This is a genomic window from Burkholderia sp. IO2, assembly GCF_029522185.1.
Classification (GTDB): Bacteria; Pseudomonadota; Gammaproteobacteria; order Burkholderiales; family Burkholderiaceae; genus Burkholderia; species Burkholderia cenocepacia.
The window spans coordinates 107,993-126,811 of record NZ_JAKWFH010000004.1 but is presented as its reverse complement, the minus strand read 5'-3'; the positions used below and the strand labels follow the sequence as shown (position 1 = coordinate 126,811).

Annotated in this window: 21 protein-coding genes; 14 read left to right on the top strand and 7 right to left on the bottom strand. The window is 67.9% G+C overall.

The window, feature by feature from the left end; translation table 11 throughout:
- Window positions 1-482: 482 nt before the first annotated feature.
- The gene (locus tag MMB92_RS03925; protein ID WP_006483802.1) at window positions 483-1,427 is read right to left on the bottom strand and encodes a GlxA family transcriptional regulator; all 945 of its coding nucleotides are present in this window, start codon (window positions 1,425-1,427) and stop codon (window positions 483-485) included.
- 127 nt (window positions 1,428-1,554) lie between these two features.
- Window positions 1,555-2,517, bottom strand: coding sequence for a helix-turn-helix domain-containing protein (locus tag MMB92_RS03920; RefSeq protein WP_060263707.1), 963 nt, complete (start codon window positions 2,515-2,517; stop codon window positions 1,555-1,557).
- A gap of 240 nt (window positions 2,518-2,757) precedes the next feature.
- Between MMB92_RS03920 and MMB92_RS03915 the strand changes: the two genes are divergently transcribed.
- The 7 genes from MMB92_RS03915 to MMB92_RS03885 are packed head-to-tail and all read left to right on the top strand — an operon-like array spanning window position 2,758 to window position 8,257.
- Window positions 2,758-3,915, top strand: a complete 1,158-nt coding sequence (locus MMB92_RS03915; protein ID WP_060263711.1) for an amine dehydrogenase large subunit — start codon at window positions 2,758-2,760, stop codon at window positions 3,913-3,915.
- Window positions 3,916-3,922: 7 nt separating this feature from the next.
- Window positions 3,923-4,477: a MauE/DoxX family redox-associated membrane protein gene (locus MMB92_RS03910; protein WP_124633251.1), complete on the top strand. Its 555-nt coding sequence runs from the start codon at window positions 3,923-3,925 to the stop codon at window positions 4,475-4,477.
- Window positions 4,474-5,109 (top strand): methylamine dehydrogenase accessory protein MauD, encoded by a 636-nt coding sequence (gene mauD, locus MMB92_RS03905; protein WP_043206082.1) that lies wholly within the window; start codon window positions 4,474-4,476, stop codon window positions 5,107-5,109. Before MMB92_RS03910 ends, mauD begins: the two co-directional genes overlap by 4 nt.
- A gap of 39 nt (window positions 5,110-5,148) precedes the next feature.
- Window positions 5,149-5,694 (top strand): methylamine dehydrogenase light chain, encoded by a 546-nt coding sequence (locus MMB92_RS03900; RefSeq protein WP_034201987.1) that lies wholly within the window; start codon window positions 5,149-5,151, stop codon window positions 5,692-5,694.
- Window positions 5,691-6,191, top strand: a complete 501-nt coding sequence (locus tag MMB92_RS03895; RefSeq protein ID WP_058903450.1) for a cytochrome c — start codon at window positions 5,691-5,693, stop codon at window positions 6,189-6,191. The genes MMB92_RS03900 and MMB92_RS03895 overlap by 4 nt, the downstream gene beginning before the upstream one ends.
- On the top strand, window positions 6,188-6,718 hold the full coding sequence (locus MMB92_RS03890; RefSeq protein WP_058903449.1) for a cytochrome c: 531 nt from the start codon (window positions 6,188-6,190) through the stop codon (window positions 6,716-6,718). Before MMB92_RS03895 ends, MMB92_RS03890 begins: the two co-directional genes overlap by 4 nt.
- Before the next feature lie 33 nt (window positions 6,719-6,751).
- Entirely contained in the window at window positions 6,752-8,257 is a 1,506-nt protein-coding gene (locus MMB92_RS03885; RefSeq protein WP_058903448.1) for an aldehyde dehydrogenase family protein, read from the top strand.
- 54 nt (window positions 8,258-8,311) lie between these two features.
- Here the strand turns inward: MMB92_RS03885 and MMB92_RS03880 are convergent, their stop codons facing one another.
- A complete protein-coding gene (locus tag MMB92_RS03880) occupies window positions 8,312-8,755 on the bottom strand; it encodes a DMT family transporter (RefSeq protein ID WP_006498764.1) in 444 nt (147 codons plus the stop codon).
- Between the two features lie 121 nt (window positions 8,756-8,876).
- On the opposite strand from MMB92_RS03880, the gene MMB92_RS03875 reads away from it, so the two are divergent.
- Entirely contained in the window at window positions 8,877-9,758 is an 882-nt protein-coding gene (locus MMB92_RS03875; protein ID WP_006484721.1) for a LysR substrate-binding domain-containing protein, read from the top strand.
- Between the two features lie 51 nt (window positions 9,759-9,809).
- Here the strand turns inward: MMB92_RS03875 and MMB92_RS03870 are convergent, their stop codons facing one another.
- Entirely contained in the window at window positions 9,810-10,043 is a 234-nt protein-coding gene (locus MMB92_RS03870) for a hypothetical protein (protein ID WP_124550714.1), read from the bottom strand.
- Window positions 10,044-10,421: 378 nt separating this feature from the next.
- Between MMB92_RS03870 and MMB92_RS03865 the strand changes: the two genes are divergently transcribed.
- The 6 genes from MMB92_RS03865 to MMB92_RS03840 all read left to right on the top strand — a co-directional run bounded on the left by MMB92_RS03865 (window position 10,422) and on the right by MMB92_RS03840 (window position 16,153).
- On the top strand, window positions 10,422-11,375 hold the full coding sequence (locus tag MMB92_RS03865; RefSeq protein WP_062884928.1) for a choline ABC transporter substrate-binding protein: 954 nt from the start codon (window positions 10,422-10,424) through the stop codon (window positions 11,373-11,375).
- Between the two features lie 61 nt (window positions 11,376-11,436).
- Window positions 11,437-12,366 carry a 3-keto-5-aminohexanoate cleavage protein gene (locus tag MMB92_RS03860; RefSeq protein ID WP_006484708.1) on the top strand — a complete coding sequence of 310 codons (930 nt, stop codon included), beginning with the start codon at window positions 11,437-11,439 and terminating at the stop codon, window positions 12,364-12,366.
- Window positions 12,367-12,459: 93 nt separating this feature from the next.
- Window positions 12,460-13,425, top strand: a complete 966-nt coding sequence (locus MMB92_RS03855) for an L-carnitine dehydrogenase (protein WP_006484739.1) — start codon at window positions 12,460-12,462, stop codon at window positions 13,423-13,425.
- 3 nt (window positions 13,426-13,428) lie between these two features.
- Window positions 13,429-13,917 carry a thioesterase family protein gene (locus tag MMB92_RS03850; RefSeq protein WP_277562539.1) on the top strand — a complete coding sequence of 163 codons (489 nt, stop codon included), beginning with the start codon at window positions 13,429-13,431 and terminating at the stop codon, window positions 13,915-13,917.
- A gap of 50 nt (window positions 13,918-13,967) precedes the next feature.
- Window positions 13,968-14,924, top strand: coding sequence for an alpha/beta hydrolase (locus MMB92_RS03845; RefSeq protein ID WP_277562538.1), 957 nt, complete (start codon window positions 13,968-13,970; stop codon window positions 14,922-14,924).
- A gap of 23 nt (window positions 14,925-14,947) precedes the next feature.
- A complete protein-coding gene (locus MMB92_RS03840) occupies window positions 14,948-16,153 on the top strand; it encodes a TauD/TfdA family dioxygenase (protein ID WP_080322411.1) in 1,206 nt (401 codons plus the stop codon).
- Window positions 16,154-16,346: 193 nt separating this feature from the next.
- On the opposite strand, the gene MMB92_RS03835 is transcribed toward MMB92_RS03840, so the two are convergent.
- The 3 genes from MMB92_RS03835 to MMB92_RS03825 form a co-directional block, all read right to left on the bottom strand.
- Complete coding sequence (locus MMB92_RS03835) at window positions 16,347-16,646, bottom strand: DUF4148 domain-containing protein (RefSeq protein WP_006484704.1); 300 nt, start codon at window positions 16,644-16,646, stop codon at window positions 16,347-16,349.
- 214 nt (window positions 16,647-16,860) lie between these two features.
- On the bottom strand, window positions 16,861-17,847 hold the full coding sequence (locus MMB92_RS03830; RefSeq protein WP_062885617.1) for an oxidoreductase: 987 nt from the start codon (window positions 17,845-17,847) through the stop codon (window positions 16,861-16,863).
- A gap of 161 nt (window positions 17,848-18,008) precedes the next feature.
- Window positions 18,009-18,299 carry a DUF3331 domain-containing protein gene (locus MMB92_RS03825; RefSeq protein WP_006484717.1) on the bottom strand — a complete coding sequence of 97 codons (291 nt, stop codon included), beginning with the start codon at window positions 18,297-18,299 and terminating at the stop codon, window positions 18,009-18,011.
- Between the last annotated feature and the right edge of the window lie 520 nt (window positions 18,300-18,819).

The window sequence follows — 18,819 nt, the reverse complement described above, 5'->3', positions numbered from 1 at the left end:
TCATCTCAACGGTTGGACACGCCCGCACGCTCGTGGCGAACAGGCACGACACGGCCCGCGCGCCGGTTCGATGGAACCGGTGCGGCGAAGCGGTGTGGAGAGTCTCGACTGACTAAGGAAACCTAAATGTCAGGTCGAAAAGAAGCGGGCAGGCGAAGCGGGGGACGCGCGTGAAGGGATGCGAACGGCAGGCAGGTGCGGCGACGGCGAAGCGAGCATCGTCATGTCATACCCCTCGGATCGGATCGATATCGGTTGGCAGCCTGCGTGGCGCGATGCGCGTCGAGACGCGGCGTGCCGGTCCGTTAGGCTGCCTATCTAACTTTTTTTGGTATGTTACAGAATATTTTCAGCGACATTCCAAATTATTTTCGACGATCGCTTCGGTCGGTCGATCAATCGCCGGCATTGTTCAGCGGGCGGCGGGAAACGCTGCCGGAACGCGCAATACCGCGCCGGATTGTGATTAAAAGCTGCGACGATCAGCGTGTCGCCCGCCGGTCGCTGCGCGGGCTCATCCCGAATCGCGCGCGATAGGTACGCGAAAAATGCGACGGCGATTCGAAGCCGCACGCGACGCACACCGACGTGATGCTCATGTCGGTCTGCTGCAGCAGTTCGCGGGCGCGATCGAGACGCAGGTTCAGGTAGAAGTGCGTCGGCGTGTCGTTCAGCGTCGCGCTGAACAGCCGCTCGAGCTGGCGCCGCGTGATCGAGACTTCCCGCGCGAGCGCGTCGGAGCCGAGCGGGTTGTCCATGTGCCGCTGCATCGTGCCGATCACCTGGATCAGCTTGCGGTTGTGCACGCCGTAGCGCGCGGCGATCTCGAGCCGCTGGCTGTCCGAGCGTTGCCGGATGCGGCTCACGACGAACTGCTCGGAGATCGCCGCCGCGAGGTCGGCGCCGTGCCGGCGACCGATCAGGTCGAGCATCATGTCGATCGACGCGGTGCCGCCCGCACAGGTGATGCGCCGGTCGTCGATCTCGAACAGCTCCTGCGTCGCATTCAGGCCGGGATAGCGCTCGCGGAATGCGGCCAGCGCTTCCCAGTGCAGCGTGAGCGGCTGCGACGCGTCGAACAGCCCGGCTTCCGCGAGCACGAAGCTGCCCGTATCGATGCCGCCGAGCGTTGCACCATGCCGGTGCTGGCGGCGCAGCCAGTCGCCGAGCGTGCGCGTGTAGCACACGAGCGGATCGAAGCCCGCGACGACGAATACCGTATCGACCTGCGGGACGTCCGCGCACGCGGCCTCGGCGGCGACCGGAATGCCGTTGCTCGCGGTGACGGGCGCGCCGTCCGCGCTGATCACGTGCCAGCGATACAGTTCGGTGCGAAAGCGGTTCGCGACGCGCAGCGGCTCGACCGCGGACATGAAGCCGAGCGCGGAAAAGCCGGGCAGCAGCAGGAAATGGAAATCCTCGGGCATCGGGGCAGGGGATCGAATCCGGTGGTCGTCGCGTATCGCGCGACGCGCCGAGCGAGCCGGCGTGGGCCGCGCCCGGTTCGCAGGCGCAGAACGGTCAAGCCGGGATTATCGCGGGTTTTGCCGGTGCTCAGCGCGTTTTTGCGTCGCGCATCGTGCGGCGCGCCGTTGCCGACGGCAGTTCGCCGAACTGGGCCTTGTACGCTTTCGCGAAATGCCCGAGATGAATGAAGCCCCAGCGTGCGGCCGCCTCGCTGATCGGCAGGTCGGATTGCCGCGTGTCGAGCAGCAGGCGTCGGACTTGCGCGAGGCGCAGCGAGCGTGTGTAGTTGAGCGGGCCCGTCTGCACGACCGACTGGAAGCTGTTCTGCATCGTGCGCCGGCTGACGCGCAGTTGCGCGCACAGGCTCAGGATGTCGACGGGCGCTTCCGGGTGCTCGATCACGTAGTCATGCACGCGGCGCACGATGTCGGCGTGGCATGCGTGCGTGAGCCGGTTCGGCGGCTCGGGCATCCGGTACGTGAGGAGATCGACCAGCACATTGCCGACCTCGGCGCGGATCGCGCACTGCGCGCGTGCCGCGTCGAACGTATCGGGTGCCGACAGCACGCGCTCGAGCAGCGTCGCGAGTTGCATGCTCGCACGTTCGCGCGCGGCGACCGGCACCTCCACGACGCCGTGCCGCAGCGTGCGTGCGTCCAGCCGGACGTCGGCGGCATCTTCGATCTGCTGCATCAGTTCGGGGTGGACGACCACCCCGATCAGCGACATCTCGTCCGGTGAATGGAGTTCGAACGGTGTGCCGCCACGCGCCATCACGATCGTGCCGCGCTCGACGCGCGCGCCGCCGAACGCGAAGGCGCCCGAGCCGGTGAGCGGCATCCCGAACACCGTATGGCCGTGTGGCAGACATCCGCGCTGGATGATGCGCACGTTTGCCGTTTCCTGGAACAGCTGCACGCCGTCGAGCACCGCGTGTTTGACCGCGCTGCGATACGCGCCGGAACCGATCTGGTCGTAACGCTGGTTCCAGCCGCGCAGCGCCTCGGCATGCCGGTCTGCGTCGTCGAACCTCTGATGTAACACGAGCACGGTGCCTCCGGCGATCGTTCGGACCGCGCAAGATTAAACCGACCGAGCGGTCGGCGCAATCAGGGCGAGCGCTATTCCGCGCGGGTGTTTCAGAGGGTCGGAAGGCACGCGGCCGCGCGGCTTTCACACGCATTTCCAATATCCCGAATCGGCACGCACACGTTGCCGGTCCGGGTGCTGACGGCATTTATTGTCGAACTACAGTCGCCCCACATAACGTGAATTCCCACTGGAGGCGGCATGAGGACAAGGCGACGAACCGCGGCGCTCGCGGCGACGCTGGCGTTGGCGGCGGCATGGGCCGGCAGCGCGAACGCGACGGAAAAACCCGAGGAACTGGTCGTGCAGAAGATGCCGCCGTGGCATCCGCACGAGATCTATATCGTCGACATCTCGATGCCGTCGATGACGGACGGGCGCATCTACGTCTACGACGCCGACGCGAAGAAGCTGCTCGGCCAGATCGACGGCGGCTTCGGTCCCGGCTTCGCGATCGCGCCCGACCGCAAAGCGAGTGTCGTCGCGACGACCTACTTCTCGCGCGGCTCGCACGGCACGCGTACCGACGTCGTCGAAATCATCGACAACACGACGCTCGATCATGCGGGCGAGATCGTGATTCCGGCGAAGCATGCGCAGCACGTGCCGTCGCCGTACAACACCGCGTTCAGCGCCGACGGCAAGCGGTTGTACGTCGCGAACATCACGCCGGCCGCCTCGGTGACCGTGATCGACGCCGTATCGAAGAAGGTGCTGTCGGAGATCGACACGGCCGCATGCGTGCTCGCGTATCCGGCCGGTAACGACCGCTTCACCGCGCTGTGCGAAAGCGGCAAGGCGCTGACCGTCACGCTCGACGCGAACGGCAAGGAGGCGAAGCGCACGATGTCGGACGCGTTCATCGACGTCGACAAGGATCCGGCGTTCGTGAACGCGTCGCGGTACAAGGGCGATTACCTGTTCACCACCTACGTCGGCAACGTGCGCAGCGCCGATTTCAGCGGCGACAAGCCGGCATTCGGCAAGCCGTGGTCGCTGCTGACGGACGCCGAGCGCGCCGAAGGCTGGCGGCCGGGCGGCATGCAGCAGACGGCCGTGCAGGCGAAGCAGAACCGTTACTACGTGCTGATGCACAAGGGCGCCGACGGGTCGCACAAGGATCCCGGCACGCAGGTGTGGGTGTACGACCTGAAGTCGAAGCAGCGCGTCGCGCGCTGGGATCTCGCGCAGCAGAAGGTCGAGCCGCTCGTGTCGATCCAGGTCAGCGAGGACGACAAGCCGCTGTTCTACGGGCTGACGGCGACCTCCGATCTCGTCGTGATGGATGCGCGTACCGGCGCGCTGCAGCACGTCGAGAAGCAGATCGGCAACACGTCGTCGCTGCTCGTCAACCCGTGAGGCCGCGATGACCCTCGATCCCGTACTCGCCACCAGCGCGCAGGCCGGCGCGGCCGTCGTGGTGCTGCTCGGCGCCTTCGCGAAGATGCGTCGGCCCGCCGAATTTCGCCAGGCACTCGCCGGCTACCGGCTGCTGCCCGACGCGCTGACCGCGCCCGTCGCGTTCGCGCTTCCGCTCGCGGAAGCGCTCGGCGCCGCGGCGCTGCTGTTTCCCGACACGCGCACGGCCGGCGCGATCGGCCTGATCGCGCTGCTCCTGGCGTTCGCGGCCGGGCTCGCGATCAACCTGCTGCGCGGCCACACCGACATCGACTGCGGCTGTTCCGGCTTCACCGCCGCCCGTGCGGACGCACCGCGCGGCATCGGCTGGCTGCATGTCGGCCGCGTGCTGCTGCTCGTCGCGCTGGCCGCGACCGCGTTCGTCGAGCCGGGCACGCGCGTCGTCGTGTGGTTCGACTACCTGACGCTGTTCTTCTCCGTGCTGCTGATCGTCTGCGCGCTGCTCACCGTCGACGTGCTGCTCGCCAACGTCCCGCGCCTTTCCCACCTGAGGAATTCATGATGCAAACCGCTCTCACCGTTTCCACCGCCCTGCTGTGGGTGGCCGTCCTCGCGCTCGGCGCGATCTGCCTCGCGCTGGTGCGCCAGATCGGCATCCTGTACGAACGCATCATGCCGGCCGGCGCGCTGATGATCGACAAGGGGCCGGCCGTCGGCGCGATCGCGCCGACGTTCGAACTGACCGACATTCGCGGCGCGCACGTGAAGGTCGGCGGCATCGACGCCTCAGGCAAGGCCACGCTGCTGTTCTTCCTGTCGCCGACGTGCCCCGTCTGCAAGAAGCTGCTGCCGCTGCTGCCGTCGCTGCAGGCCAGCGAAGCGACGCCCGTGAACATCGTGCTCGCGAGCGACGGCGATGCCGACGAACACACGCGCTTCGCGCGAAAGCACGACCTCGGGCGCTTCCCGTACGTGCTGTCGCAGGAGCTCGGCCTCGCGTACCAGATCGGCAAGCTGCCGTATGCGGTGCTGCTCGACGAAACCGGCACCGTGCGCGCGAAGGGGCTCGTCAACACGCGCGAGCACCTGGAGAGCCTGTTCGAGGCGAAGGAGCGCGGCGTCGCGTCGCTGCAGCAGTTCGTGCACGGCGATCACAGCCACGATGCGCACGACGCGCACGCGCAGCACGCATGACCGGCCGAACCTTTTTCAACGTCATTGGAGAACGACGACATGGGCGTGTTTGATTCATGGTTCGAGCGGTCGGCGCGCGGCGTCGCGCAGCACAGTTCGCGGCGCAGCGCGATGGCAAGGCTCGGCAAGGTGCTGGTCGGTTCGGCGCTGCTGCCGTTGCTGCCCGTCGATCGCACCGCGTATGCGGCCGATGCGGCGTCGGGTCCGTCGGGCGCATCCGGCACCGCCGCCGCGGGTGCGAGCGACGATCCGATGAGCTGCGACTACTGGAAATACTGCGCGATCGACGGCTGGCTCTGCAGCTGCTGCGGCGGCACGTCGAGCAGTTGCCCGCCGGGCACGACGCCTTCGCCGATCACGTGGATCGGCACCTGCCGCAACCCGCACGACGGGTCGGACTACATCGTGTCGTACAACGACTGCTGCGGCAAGACCTCGTGCGGCAAGTGCTTCTGCAACCGCAACGAGCGCGAGAAGCCGCTGTACAAGCTGTCGCTGAACAACGACATCAACTGGTGCATGGCGAACGGTAACTCGAATTACCACTGTTCGGTTTCGGTTCTGCTGGGAGCGGCGAAGCAATGAAAGTGAAGCAAGCAGGAAAGCGCATCGTTGCATGCATGACGGTCGCGACGGCCTTCGCGTTGCCCGGCGCGGGCAACGCACAGGAAACCGTGCGTTACCCGGCCGGGAAAGGCCTGTTCGACGCGCAGTGCGCGGTGTGCCACCAGGCGGGCGGGAAAGGGCAGGACGGCCTCGCACCGCCGCTGACCGAGTATCCGGGCAAGTACGCGACGGTGGAAGCCGGGCGTGCTCAACTGATCGCGACGCTGCTGCACGGGATGTTCGGCGAGATCGAGGTGCACGACAAGCGCTACAACTTCAAGATGCCGTCGTTCGCGAGCGCGAGCGACGACGACATCGCGCACTTGCTCAATTACGTCGTGTTCGACCTCGATGCGCAGCACGGTGACGCGAAACCGTTCACCGCGGCCGATATCCGGGCGGCGCGCGCGAAGCCGATGGACGGCGCGGCCGTGCATGCGCAGCGCGCGGTGGTGATCAAGGGGCTCGGCCTGTGAGCGGCGCGTGCTCGCCGGCGCGGCGCACGCGCTGCGCGGCGGCGTCGCGGCTGGGCAGCGTGGCGCGTCGCGTGTCGGGCTGGCTGCTGCTGGCGGGCGCGTCGGCGTGCGCGTTTGCTACGCCCGCACAGGCCGACGGCGCGGCCGACGCCGCGCTCGCCCGGCAACACTGGGTGCTCAACTGCATGGGCTGTCACACGGCGACGGGCGGCGGCATTCCCGGCAAGGTGCCGCCGCTCGCGAATTCGCTCGGCTATTTCACGCATGTGCCGGCCGGGCGCGAGTACGTGATGCGCGTGCCCGGCGCGTCGAACTCGGCGCTGTCGGATCGGGAACTGGCCGACGTGCTGAACTGGGTGCTCACGACGATGAACCGCGATGCATTGCCGCGCGACTTCAAGCCTTATACGGCCGCGGAAGTCGCCGCGCACCGCCGCCCCGCGCTGTCCGACGTCGCGACCGAGCGCGCTGGTCTCGTCCGCGCGTTGCAGGCGCGCGGCATCGACGGCGTTACGGATCGCTACTGACCGACTCACTCAACGAATGAAGGAAACGTGAACATGGAGACGAACGAAACCTTTGCGCTGCTCGACGCGACGCGCGCGTTTCTCGCGAAGCCGAAGCAGATGCTGATCGGCGCCGAATGGAGCGATGCCGCGTCGGGCCGCCAGCTCGATGTGGTGAACCCGGCCGACGGCACCGTGATTGCGCGCGTGCCCGAAGCGGACGAGCGCGACGTGCAGCAGGCGGTCGCCGCCGCGCGCCGCGCCTTCGATGCGGGCCCGTGGCGCACCGCGAAGACCACCGACCGCGAGCGCCTGATGCTCGTGCTGGCCGACCTGATCGAAGCCAACGCGCGCGAGCTGGCCGAGATCGAATCGCTCGACAACGGCAAGCCGGTGATGGTCGCGCAGGGGCTCGACGTCGCGATGGCCGCGCAGTGCTTCCGTTACATGGCCGGCTGGGCGACGAAGATCGAAGGCAGCGTGATCGATGCCGGCATGCCGTACCTGCCGGACAGCGAGATCTTCGCCTATACGAGAAAGGAACCCGTGGGCGTGGTCGGCGCGATCATCCCGTGGAATTTCCCGCTGCTGATGGCCGCGTGGAAAATCGCGCCGGCGCTCGCGACCGGCTGCACCGTCGTGCTGAAGCCTGCCGAGGATACGCCGTTGAGCGCGCTGCGGCTGGGCGAGCTGATCCAGGCGGCCGGGTTTCCGGCCGGTGTCGTCAATATCGTCACCGGCTACGGTCACACGGCGGGCGCCGCGTTGTCGCGCGATCCGCGCATCGACAAGATCGCGTTCACCGGATCGACGCAGACGGGCAAGACGATCGGCCACGCGGCGCTCGACAACATGACGCGGATGTCGCTGGAACTCGGCGGCAAGTCACCGGTGATCGTGCTGCCCGACGTCGATCTCGACAAGGCCGCCCAGGGCGTCGCGAACGCGATCTTCTTCAACCAGGGGCAGGTGTGCACGGCCGGCTCGCGCGCCTACATCCATTCGAAGGTGTTCGACGGCGTGATCGAGCGCGTCGCGAAGATCGCCGCGAGCCTGAAGATCGGCCCGGGGATGGACCCGGCAACGCAGATCGGCCCGCTCGTCTCGGCGAAGCAGCGCGAGCGCGTGTGCGGTTACATCGACTCGGGGTTCGGCGAGGGCGCGCGTGCCGCTGCGGGCGGCCGCGCGATCGACGGCCCCGGCTTCTTCGTCGAACCGACGGTGCTGGTGGATACGACGCAGGCGATGCGCGTGGTGCGCGAGGAGATCTTCGGGCCGGTGCTCGTCGCGATGCCGTTCGACGACGTCGATACGGCCGTGCAGCTCGCGAACGACACGCCGTACGGCCTCGGCGCGAGCATCTGGTCGAACGATCTGTCCGCGATCCACAAGCTGGTCCCGCGTATTGCCGCGGGGACCGTGTGGGTCAACTGCCACTCGCTGCTCGACAACGCGCTGCCGTTCGGCGGGATGAAGCAGTCGGGCTTCGGCCGCGAACTCGGTCGCGCGGTGATCGACCAGTACACGGAAAGCAAGTCGGTGATGATGAACTACGCGTGAGCGTCGCGGCGAGCGCGTGCGTGGCCGGCGGATCGGGAACGCACGCACGCGCTGTCAAGCGCGGATCAGCACGACCCCGAGGATGAGGCACGCCGCGCCCGCGACGCGGATCGGGCTCGCCGAATGCTGCTGGATGCCCAGTACGCCGAAGTGGTCGAACACGAGCGCGCCGGTCATCTGGCCGACGACGATCAGCGCGAGCGTCGTCGCCGCGCCCAGGCGCGGCACCATCAGGATCGCGACGCCGACGAATACCGCGCCGAACACTCCCCCCGTCCAGCTGAACCACGACCCCGCCCCGGAAAACGTGCCGCTCAGGCGCGGATGAGGCGACAGCAACGCGACCGCCAGCATCGCGGCGAGGCCGACGAGATAGCTGACCGAGCCGGCCCACCACGGTGAACCGATCTGCGCACGCAGGTTCGCGTTGAGCACCTGCTGCAACGCCACGCTGATGCCGGCCGCCACGACCAGCAGGTAAGACAGGAGGGTAGCCACGACGATGAACGCTCCGCAAGGATGGCCGCAACGGTGATTCCGGCACGGAAGGCTTTCATTCTGCGGAGCACGCCGGTATAACGCAAATATCGAATCTGGCGCTCATCCATCTCGTTTCAGCATGCCATCACTCCGGCAAATCCAGTATTTCCTGACCGTGGCGGACCTCGGCGGCTTCACGCCGGCCGCGGGCGCGCTTCATGTCGCGCAGTCGGCGCTCAGCCGGCAGATCGGCCAGCTCGAGGACGAACTCGGTTTCGTGCTGTTCGACCGCGAGCCAAGGGGCGTGCGGCTCACGCCGGCCGGCGCGATCTACCGCGAGCGCGTGGCGTCGATCCCCGCCACGCTGACGGCGGCTGCCGACGAAGGCTCGCAATTGTCGCGCGGGGAAGCCGGCGTGCTGCGGCTGCTGCATTCCAGTACCGTGCCCGTCAGCAGCCTGATGCCGGATCTCGACCGCTTCATGCGGGATTGTCCGGGCGCGCGGATCGATCTCGACCGCGCGTCGTCCGAGGATCAGGTGACCGAAATCGCGAACGGCCATGCCGATATCGGGATCGTTCGGCTGCCGGTGCTGCGGCGCGATGCACGCGTGCGCTTCGTCGAACTGGCGGCCGAGCGCCTGTGCGTGGCGGTGCCTGCCGATCACGCGCTCGCGGGCCGCAAGCGCATCGCGATCGCGCGGTTGCGGCGGGAGCCGTTCGTGTCGGCCGTGTATCGCGAGCGGGGCGGCCTCGCGCGCGTCGTCATCGATCTGTGCCTGAAGCGGGGCTTCGTGCCGGTGGCCGCGCGGATCGTGTCGCCGAAGACGTCGATGCTGAATCTCGTCGCGGCCGGCCGGGGCGTGGCGATCGTGCCGGCGCGGATGGCGAGCGTCGGGATCGACGGCGTCGTGTTCGTGCCGATTTCCGATGAAGACGCGAAGTCGGTATGCGCGCTGGTGCTGCCGGCGCAGCCGACGGTGCTGGCGCAGGCGTTCGCACGGGTGGTGACGGCGGGCTGAACGGCGCGCTTCCTGATCGACACGCGGGTTCGATCGAACCGACGTCATGACTCAGACGCGGTACCCCGCGTCGCGCATCAACCGCCGCGATAGCTCGCCGCGCGGGCCTTCCGCGTCGAATCGCGCGCCAAGTTTCGCATTCGCACCGCGCGTCACGCCGCGATGCATGGCCACGATGATGGCAAAAAGGGCGACGACGAAGAAAGCGACAAGCATCGTATTGCTCCTGGCCGAAGAAACCGGAGACGGACATCGCGACGGCCGGTCATGTTCGTCTCCGTCCATTTCAGTGATACGCAGTACCCGGGCCCGGGGCGGCGCGGCAACTGGCGGGCCGCGCGCGATCGCCCGGCGGCTTCCAGCATAGGGCCCGCCCACGGCATCCGGCGACGTGTCGGAAGTCTGTCAGCAAGGCCGTGGCAGAATCGAAAGGCGTGCGCCGCTTCCGGGCAATCCCGCCGATCCCCCAAAAAACCCCAAACCCCCGTCAGGAAAGCCTCAAGCGCAAGCTAGTGGTTTCCACTCATAGTCGCAAACAGGCAAGAACAGGTCGCCGCCGGTCTTCTCGCGGCGAATATGGCTCGTTACTTTTACTCCCACGATGCAGGCCGGCGCACACTCCGCGCACCGGCTGCCGCGAGACCAACCGGGAGGAATCGAACCATGAAGTCGACGAAGATCGCCGCGCTCGCCGCGGCCGTGCTGGCGACCGGCGCGTTCACGAACGCCGCGCTTGCCGAGACGGAGGCCGCGACCTGCCGCACCGTGCGTTTCGCGGATATCGGCTGGACCGACATCACGTCGACCACCGCGCTCGCGTCGACCGTGTTCGAGGCGCTCGGCTACAAGCCGACCACGACGATCGCGTCGGTGCCGATCTCGTTCGCCGGCCTCAAGAGCAAGCAGCTCGACGTGTCGCTCGGCTACTGGTGGCCCGTGCAGCAGAAGCAACTGCAACCGTTCCTCGACAGCAAGTCGATCAACGTCGTCGAACCGCCGAACCTGTCCGGCGCGAAGGCGACGCTCGCGGTGCCGAGCTATGAATACCAGGCCGGCCTGAAGACCTTCGACGACATCGCGAAGCATCGTGCGGAGCTCGACGGCAAGATCTACGGGATCGAGCCGGGCAGCAGCGCGAACGCGACGATCCAGAAGATGATCGACACGAACCAGTACGGGCTCGGCGGCTTCAAGCTCGTCGAATCGAGCGAGGCCGGGATGCTGGTGACGGTCGAGCGCGCGATCCGCGACAAGAAGTGGGTCGTGTTTCTCGGGTGGGAGCCGCATCCGATGAACATCCAGCTCAGCATGAACTACCTGTCCGGCGGCGACGCGGCGTTCGGCCCGAACTACGGCGAAGCGCGCGTGTACACGCTGACCGCGCCCGACTTCATCGCGCGTTGCCCGAACGCGGGCAAGCTCGTGACGAACCTGCGCTTCTCGACGCAGCTCGAGAACCAGCTGATGCAGTCGGTGATGAACAAGACCAAGCCGGCCGAGGCCGCGAAGGCATACCTGAAGAAGAACCCGCAGGTGCTCGATCCGTGGCTCGCGGGCGTCAAGACGTTCGACGGCAAGGACGGCCTGCCTGCCGTGAAGGCGTATCTCGGCCTGTAACGGCCGGCGCCCACGCGCTATCTGCAATGCGACACAACCCGAATCAAGCGAGGCATCCAGCATGAACCACGAAGTCATCATCACCTGCGCCGTCACGGGCGCGGGCGATACGGTCGGCAAGCATCCGGCGATTCCGGTCACGCCGAAGGAGATCGCGGCCGCCGCGATCGAAGCCGCGAAGGCCGGCGCGACGGTCGCCCACTGCCACGTGCGCGATCCGCAGACGGGGCGCGGCAGCCGCGACCCGAACCTGTATCGCGAGGTGGTCGACCGCATCCGCTCGGCCGACGTCGACGTGATCATCAACCTGACGGCCGGGATGGGCGGCGATCTCGAGATCGGCCCGGGCGAGGACCCGATGCGCTTCGGCAAGGGGACCGACCTGGTCGGCGGCCTCACGCGCCTGGCGCACGTCGAGGAGCTGCTGCCCGAGATCTGCACGCTCGACTGCGGCACGCTGAATTTCGGCGACGGCGACTACATCTACGTGTCGACGCCCGCGCAGTTGCGCGCCGGCGCGAAACGCATCCAGGAACTCGGCGTGAAGCCGGAACTGGAGATCTTCGATACGGGCCATCTGTGGTTCGCGAAGCAGCTGCTGAAGGAAGGGCTGCTCGACGATCCGCCGCTGTTCCAGCTGTGCCTCGGCATTCCGTGGGGCGCGCCGGCCGACACGGGCACGATGAAGGCGATGGTCGACAACCTGCCGCCGGGCGCGCACTGGGCCGGCTTCGGGATCGGCCGCATGCAGATGCCGATGGTCGCGCAGGCGATGCTGCTCGGCGGCCACGTGCGCGTGGGCCTCGAAGACAACATCTGGCTCGACCGCGGCGTGCATGCGACCAACGGCACGCTCGTCGAACGCGCCCGCGAGATCGTCGAACGCCTCGGCGGCCGCGTGCTGACGCCGGCCGAGGGCCGCCGCAAGCTCGGCCTGCCGGCGCGCGGCGAGCGACTGCTCGAACGCCGTGCGGTTGCCGAATTCGCGTGAGCCGTTTCACCGTCTCGCCGACTGAATGACATGGCGGCGTGCGTCCCCGCGCGGCCGCCCCCCGATTTCCCCTGATTTGAAGGATGCGTTGACATGGCTGTGAAGACCGACATCAAGACGTTTGCCGCCATCGGCACCGGCGTGATCGGCAGCGGATGGATTTCCCGCGCGCTCGCGCACGGTCTCGACGTGGTCGTGTGGGACCCGGCGCCGGGCGCCGAAGCGCGGCTGCGCGCGAACGTCGCGAACGCGTGGCCCGCGCTCGAACGCGTCGGCCTCGCACCGGGCGCCGATCCCGCGCGGTTGCGGTTCGTGTCGACGATCGAGGCGTGCGTCGCCGATGCCGATTTCATCCAGGAAAGCGCGCCCGAGCGCGAAGCGCTGAAGCTCGAACTGCACGAGCAGATCAGCCGCGCGGCGAAGCCCGACGCGATCATCGCGTCGTCGACGTCGGGGCTGTTGCCGACCGATTTCTACGCGCGGGCGACGCATCCGGAGCGCTGCGTGGTCGGCCACCCGTTCAACCCCGTGTACCTGCTGCCGCTCGTCGAGGTGCTCGGCGGCGCGCGCACGTCGCCGGAAGCGGTCGAAGGCGCGATGGAGATCTATCGCAAGCTCGGCATGCGGCCGCTGCACGTGCGCAAGGAAGTGCCGGGCTTCATCGCGGATCGTTTGCTCGAAGCGTTGTGGCGCGAGGCGCTACATCTCGTCAACGAAGGCGTCGCGACCACCGGCGAGATCGACGATGCGATCCGCTTCGGCGCGGGCATCCGCTGGTCGTTCATGGGCACGTTCCTCACCTACACGCTGGCCGGCGGCGACGCGGGCATGCGACACTTCATGCAGCAATTCGGCCCCGCGCTCGAACTGCCGTGGACGAAGCTGGTCGCGCCGACGTTGACCGACGCGCTGATCGACAGTGTCGTCGAAGGCACGACCGAACAGCAGGGCACGCGCAGCATCAAGGAGCTCGAACGCTATCGCGACGAGTGCATCACCGAGGTGCTGAAATCGATCGCCGCGGTGAAGGCGCGGCACGGGATGCGATTCGAGGACTAGACGATGACGGGCGATATCCCGCTGACGATTTACCGCGACGTGGTGCGGCCCGAATGGGTCGACTACAACGGCCACCTGCGCGATGCGTTCTATCTGCTGATCTTCAGCTTCGCGACCGATGCGCTGCTGGATCGCATCGGCCTCGACGACGCCGCGCGTCGCGAGCGGGGCCGCTCGGTCTATACGCTCGAAGCGCACGTGAACTACCTGCACGAGATCAAGGAAGGCGCGCCGGTGCGCGTCGATGCGCGCGTGCTGGCGCACGACGCGAAGCGGCTGCATCTGTATCTCGAACTGTTCGCCGACGGGCATGACGACGCGGTATCGGCGAGCGAGCAGATGCTGCTGCACGTCGATACGCGCGGCGGTGCGAAGTCGGCGCCGTTCGACGACGACGTGGCCGCGCGCGTGGCCGAACTGCACGCTTTGCAGCGCGATTGCGCGGCGCCTGCTTATGCGGGCCGCGTGATCGGGTTGCCGCCGCGGCGCTAGCAACGCGCGTCATCTTTTCCATCGTCGTCCTCGATCGCGGAGCGCACACGATGCTCGAACCGGAAATCGCGGCGTTCGTCGCGGCCGTCGACGCGTGGTATCCGGCCGATGCGGCGGCGCGCTCGCCCGACGAGCAGCGCCGCCTCTACGACCGCTTCGCGGCCGAATGGACGCCGGCCGCGCTGCCGGCCGGCATCGTGCGGCGGGACGCCGTGTGGCACGCGCCGGACGGCCGCCCGATCGCGCTGCGGCGCTATACGTCCGCGCACGGCACGCCACGCGGCACGGTGTTGTTTTTTCATGGCGGCGGTTTCGTCGTCGGCTCGCTCGACAGTCATGCGCTGATCACCGCGCAACTGGCGGCCGATACCGGCCTCGACGTGATCGCGGTCGACTATCGGCTGGCGCCCGAATACCGCGCGCCGGCCGCGCTCGACGATTGCGTGGAAGTCACGCGCGCCGCACGCGATGCGCGCTGGCCGTTCGGGCCGTGCGCGCATCCGCTGACGCTCGCGGGCGACAGCGCGGGCGGGATGCTCGCGGCGGCGGCGGCGACCGCGCTGCGCGATGCGGGCGAACGCAACGTGGACGGCATCGCGCTCGTCTATCCGATGCTCGGTTTCGAACCGCAATCGCCCGCGCGCGAAACGGAAGCGCACGCGCCGATGCTGACGCTCGACGACGTGCATCGCTACCGCGCGCTGTACTGGAACGGCGACCTGTCGGCCGTGCTGCTGAACGATGACCCGCTGCTGCGCGCGTCGGTGCCGCTCGAAGCCACACGCTTCGACGGCTTGCCGCCGGTGCTCGCGATCGGCGCCGAGCACGATCCGCTGCGCGACGATGCGCGCGTGTACGTCGAACGGATTCGCGCGGCCGGCGGGGTCGCGCACGGCTGGATGGGAGAGGGGCTGGTGCATGGCTGCTGGCGCGCGCTCGGAACGAGCCCGCAGGCCGCACGGATGCACCGGATGGTCGGCGGGTTCTTGCTCGCACCACACGCGTAGCGGGCGTTTTCGGGGAGGCAACGATGCAGGCAGCGGCGCAACACCGTATCGAGGACTGGCGGACGTTTTCGGCCGACGCGGCCATCGCGGCGGCGACGATCGGCGATGGCGCGGTGGACGTCGAGTGGAGCGACGCGCGACGCTCGCCGTTCCATTTCGACTGGCTGCGCGACAACTGCGCGTGTTCCGCGTGCGTGCACGCGATCACGCGCGAACAGGTATTCGAGATCGCCGATGCGCGCGAGGATCTGTCCGCGCTCACCGTGCACGTCGAAGCCGATGGCGCGCTGCATGTGGAATGGAACGACGGGCACCGCAGTGCGTGGTCGCCGGGCTGGTTGCGTGCGCACGCGTACGACGACGCATCGCGCGCGGAGCGTCTGGCCGTGCATCGGCGGCACGTATGGACCGGCGACGATGCGACGGCGATCGGCGTGTTCGCGTGGCGCGACGTGATGGAGGACGACCGCGCGTTGCTGGCATGGCTCGGCGCGTTGCAGCGCACGGGGTTGACGCTCGTCGAAGGCGTGCCGGCCGAGCGCGGCCGTGTCGACGAGATCGCGCGCCGCGTCGGCCTGATCCGCGAAAGCAATTTCGGCGTGCTGTTCGACGTCGAATCGAAGCCGCGCCCGGACAGCAATGCGTATACGTCGCTGAATCTTCCGCCGCACACCGATCTGCCGACGCGCGAATTGCAGCCGGGCGTGCAGTTCCTGCACTGCCTCGCGAACGACGCGACGGGCGGCGACAGCATTTTCCTCGATGGCTTCGCGCTCGCGGATGCGTTGCGGCGCGAACATCCGGACGATTTCGAGCGGCTCGCATCGACGCCGTTCGAGTTCTGGAACAAGAGCGCGAACAGCGACTACCGCTGTTCGGCGCCGGTGATCGGGCTCGATGCGCGCGGCCATGTGACGGAAGTGCGTGTCGCGAATTTCCTGCGCGGCCCGCTCGATGCGCCGGCCGGCGCGGTGCCGGCCGTCTATCGTGCGTATCGGCGGTTCCTCGCGCTGGCGCGCGAGCCGCGTTTTCGCGTGCAGCGCCGGTTGCGGGCAGGCGACATGTGGGCGTTCGACAACCGGCGCGTGCTGCACGCGCGCACCGAGTTCGACCCGTCGACGGGCCGCCGGCACTTGCAGGGCTGTTACGTCGATCGCGACGAGTTGCTGTCGCGGTGGCGCGTGCTGTCGCGATCGGCGCCGGCCGGGGCTGCGGCCGCGGCGCGCTGACCGGCACGCACGGCGCCTTCTCGCACACCTGTTCGGGAAAAAGCACCCGGACGCCAGGCGTCCGGGCGAAGCCACCCGCTGCCGGGCGGCGGAGGTATGCGTTTCACAAAAAAGACGAGCCCCGCGAAGGGGGCTCGTCCGGACTGCTTGACTTCAGCGCGCGACGCGCGGCGCCCGCCGGGGGCGCGTCGGCTTACTGGCCGAAGAAGATCGAGTCGCGTGCGTTCGACGACGCGGCAGCCGGTGCGCCCGAGTGGACGAGCGGAGCCGGTTGCGCGCCGTAGCCGCTGGTGTCGGCGCCATGAACGCGCGCTTCGGCGCTCTGGATGTCGTTCGGGTAGTACGGGCTCGACAGACCCGGCTTGTAGCCGGCCTTTTCGAGCTGGACCAGTTCGTTGCGCACTTGAGCGCGCGTCACGGTGCTTTGAGCGAATGCGCCGAACGAAGCGGACAGGGCGGCAGCGGCAACGACTGCGGAAACGAGCGATTTCATGGTGACCTCCGGTGTTTTATTGAGTTCGCTCTCGACACCATGTCTTGAGCGATTGATCAAATCTTAGTCACCGGGCGGTTCAGGGTAAACGCTGATTTTGACGATAGATTGTTTCCTGTCTGGTAACAGTGGAGCGCTGAATCAGTCTTTCAATGGGCTTTCTTTTCGGTTGCCGTAATAAGTATGAAGAATATCGAGATCGCGTGCGGGCGGTTCAGCGTGCTTCGACCGCCGCATCGAACGGCCGGCCCGGCGCGCGTCCTGCGGGCGCCCCGGCGCTGAGGAAGCGCACGCCCGTGGCGGCTTCCGAGGCCTCCCACAGCAATGCCGCCGACGCCACGTTGCGTGCCGCGCGCGGTACGCTCGCCGGCGCCGGCAGCCCGCGCGACTCGAACCAGCCGGACGGGCCGATGTACGCGCCGCCCGCCAGATCGGGCGACGTTGCCGCATGGATCGCGGGCAGCGCGCCCTGGTCGGCCGGCTGCGCGAGATAACGGTTCGCGGCACGCATCAGCGCGGCGCGGGCCGGGGAACTGTCCATCGCCGGGCCCGCGAACTGCAGGTTGGTCGCCGCGTAGCCGGGGTGTGCGGCGACGCTGATGCCGGCGAACGCCGCGCGCTCGAAACGGCGCTGCAACTCGATCGCGAACACGAGGTTCGCGAGCTTGCTGTCGCAGTAGGCGAGATAACGGTTGTAGCGCTGCGTGGCGCGCAGGTCGTCGACACGAATCCGGCCGCCGCGGTTGAAGCCGCTCGACATCGTGACGACGCGCGCCCGGCGCGCGGCGCGTAGCGCCGGCAGCAACTGGCCGGTCAGCGCGAAATGGCCGAGGTGGTTGGTGCCGAATTGCATCTCGAAGCCGTCGCGCGTGTGCCGCAGCGGCAGGAACATCACACCGGCGTTGTTGCAGAGGATGTCGACGCGGCCGTGGCGTTCGCCGACGTCGGCGGCGAAGCGGGCGATCGACGCGAGATCGGCGAGATCGAGCGGATCGACTTCGACGCGGGCATGAGGATGAAGCCGGCGGATCGCGTCGGCCGCCTGCGCGCCGCGTGCGGCGTCGCGGCAGCCCATCACGACCGTCGCGCCTTTCGCGGCCAGCGTTTCCGCGAGCTGCCAGCCGAGACCGCTGTTGGCGCCCGTCACGACCGCGATCTTGCCGCCTTGCGCCGGGACGTGGCGCGCGCTCCATGCATGCATGTCTGCCTCCATTGGCGCAGCCGGTCGGCCGCGGCACGTAATCGTTACATTGAGTGGTGTAACGATAGTGCGGGCGGACGGAGCAGACAAGCGGGGGAACTAGACCGGCGCTTCTAGGGCTGGCGCGTGGCGCCGCGAGCCCGGCGCGCGGCCGGCAGGTGTTACCTGCTGCCGGCCAGCGCGAGCACTTCGGCGGCGGAGATCATGGCGGCGGCGTTCGCGGGGGCCGGGCGCTCGGCCGGGCGGAACACTTCGTCGCCGCGATGGATGACCTGGCGCGACAGCGCGCAGGTGCCGGTGCGCTGCGCGAAGCGGCGGCGCCAGCGCTGTTCGCCGTAGTGACAGCGGCCGGGTTCGACCCAGCGGACGACGAGCAGCGTATCGGAACGTTCGAGGATTTCGACGTGGACGTCGGCGGGATCGAGCGCAGGCAGGGATTTGGAGGCCTTCATTTTGCCGTTTCCTAAAGCCCGTGCGGGTTCGGCCATGGCAGTGGGGTGTCACTACCCAAGGGGGAATCCGTAGGGGTTTCCATGAGTGGTGCGCTAAATGTAAGCGTCTGTGACCGGAAAAAACATCCTGTCTGGCTCAAATTACCTTTTGCCGATTTAGAAACAATCCACGCTTATTTTCTTGAAAAACCAAGGACAAAAAGCCCCGGACGGGGACGTCCGGGGCGGAAAATCGGCCCGCGCGCCGTGTCTGCTCGCCCAGTCACGGGATACATCGCCGGAGGACGGAGGTGCCCGCAGGGATCCTGCGCGGGCGGGGAGGCGATGTACCGGAAGCGCGGTCCGGCAACGCCATGATGGCGTGCGCCACCCGTTGACACCCTGACGCGAACATGACTTTTTTGTCAGGTTGCGCCGCTCGCCGTGCCGAACGACGCCGAACAATTGGCGCAAAGGCCCGCCCGTATTGGCTTTGCGCGGATCGCCCAAGCGAGGCCTCGACGCCGCTCTCACGCCGAAT

Bases quoted from the DNA above. Each gene is read 5' to 3' on its own strand.
- MMB92_RS03925 (WP_006483802.1), bottom strand. From the start codon at position 1,427: ATGCCCGAGGATTTCCATTTCCTGCTGCTGCCCGGCTTTTCCGCGCTC.
- MMB92_RS03915 (WP_060263711.1), top strand. From the start codon at position 2,758: ATGAGGACAAGGCGACGAACCGCGGCGCTCGCGGCGACGCTGGCGTTG.
- MMB92_RS03910 (WP_124633251.1), top strand. From the start codon at position 3,923: ATGACCCTCGATCCCGTACTCGCCACCAGCGCGCAGGCCGGCGCGGCC.
- mauD (WP_043206082.1), top strand. From the start codon at position 4,474: ATGATGCAAACCGCTCTCACCGTTTCCACCGCCCTGCTGTGGGTGGCC.
- MMB92_RS03900 (WP_034201987.1), top strand. From the start codon at position 5,149: ATGGGCGTGTTTGATTCATGGTTCGAGCGGTCGGCGCGCGGCGTCGCG.
- MMB92_RS03895 (WP_058903450.1), top strand. From the start codon at position 5,691: ATGAAAGTGAAGCAAGCAGGAAAGCGCATCGTTGCATGCATGACGGTC.
- MMB92_RS03885 (WP_058903448.1), top strand. From the start codon at position 6,752: ATGGAGACGAACGAAACCTTTGCGCTGCTCGACGCGACGCGCGCGTTT.
- MMB92_RS03875 (WP_006484721.1), top strand. From the start codon at position 8,877: ATGCCATCACTCCGGCAAATCCAGTATTTCCTGACCGTGGCGGACCTC.
- MMB92_RS03870 (WP_124550714.1), bottom strand. From the start codon at position 10,043: ATGGACGGAGACGAACATGACCGGCCGTCGCGATGTCCGTCTCCGGTT.
- MMB92_RS03865 (WP_062884928.1), top strand. From the start codon at position 10,422: ATGAAGTCGACGAAGATCGCCGCGCTCGCCGCGGCCGTGCTGGCGACC.
- MMB92_RS03860 (WP_006484708.1), top strand. From the start codon at position 11,437: ATGAACCACGAAGTCATCATCACCTGCGCCGTCACGGGCGCGGGCGAT.
- MMB92_RS03855 (WP_006484739.1), top strand. From the start codon at position 12,460: ATGGCTGTGAAGACCGACATCAAGACGTTTGCCGCCATCGGCACCGGC.
- MMB92_RS03850 (WP_277562539.1), top strand. From the start codon at position 13,429: ATGACGGGCGATATCCCGCTGACGATTTACCGCGACGTGGTGCGGCCC.
- MMB92_RS03845 (WP_277562538.1), top strand. From the start codon at position 13,968: ATGCTCGAACCGGAAATCGCGGCGTTCGTCGCGGCCGTCGACGCGTGG.
- MMB92_RS03840 (WP_080322411.1), top strand. From the start codon at position 14,948: ATGCAGGCAGCGGCGCAACACCGTATCGAGGACTGGCGGACGTTTTCG.
- MMB92_RS03835 (WP_006484704.1), bottom strand. From the start codon at position 16,646: ATGAAATCGCTCGTTTCCGCAGTCGTTGCCGCTGCCGCCCTGTCCGCT.
- MMB92_RS03830 (WP_062885617.1), bottom strand. From the start codon at position 17,847: ATGCATGCATGGAGCGCGCGCCACGTCCCGGCGCAAGGCGGCAAGATC.
- MMB92_RS03825 (WP_006484717.1), bottom strand. From the start codon at position 18,299: ATGAAGGCCTCCAAATCCCTGCCTGCGCTCGATCCCGCCGACGTCCAC.